At 33.8% G+C, this 828-nt stretch carries 1 protein-coding gene; it reads right to left on the bottom strand.

Going from position 1 to position 828, the window contains the following annotated elements; genetic code table 11:
- Positions 1-712 precede the first annotated feature (712 nt).
- Positions 713-828, bottom strand: a 116-nt coding sequence (locus ACQ96U_RS27105) for an IS3 family transposase (protein ID WP_431724327.1), incomplete at its 5' end; no start/stop codon positions are given.

Raw genomic sequence — 828 nt, forward strand, 5'->3', positions numbered from 1 at the left:
ATCAACATTTAATGAGAAAACTTTTTGACAAGTTAGGGTTAAGCTTAAGCATTCAAAAAGTCGCTCAAGTGTATGAACAGCTGAGCGACTATGGGGCTATGGCTGGGTAAAAGTGTCTACAGTATTGAATTATAAGACAACCAGAAAATTAAAATATTTGATAGACCATACCAAAAATTACAAACAATAACAGTAAGCATAAAAATAAAATGGACGTTAAAACTTTAGCAATAAAAAGCAATTTTCAGCGTTAAATAGAGAAACAGCTATTAACAATATTTCCAAAACAGCTTACGCATATAAACCTGTAAGTTTTAACCGACAGTTATTAATTACTTATTAATAAGAAATAATATTAACTTGCACTTTCGATCCAATAATAAATCAAAATATTACTTACGTTTATTATCAAATGAATTATAATTCAATAAACCTCTATAGCCTCTTATCCATTCCCACTATAGACACCTAATACATTACCTACACTTATCATTATCTTGTTATTGCAAGGCATTAATGATGAAGTTTCAGACTTGGCCAATACTGGTTCTAATCATTGCCAGTAATGTCTACAACCATCGAGGTGGCCTGGATGCAATGGGTGGCCACACAGATAGCGCTACAGAGCAATATCATTGCCATACAGATACTTACTTCAGTATGGCACCAAAAGTCTATTACCGTAAAAACTGGAAACACTGGACTGTACTGGTCAACCCAAATTGGACACATTTAGTTGAGAATTTTCAAACTCTATGGGTGACAAATCACCATTGGCAGAATGCAGTCGCTCTATGTTGTAATACTTCATATAAGCCGCCACATCTT

The organism is Zooshikella sp. RANM57, assembly GCF_050749885.1.
Taxonomy (GTDB): domain Bacteria; phylum Pseudomonadota; class Gammaproteobacteria; order Pseudomonadales; family Zooshikellaceae; genus Zooshikella.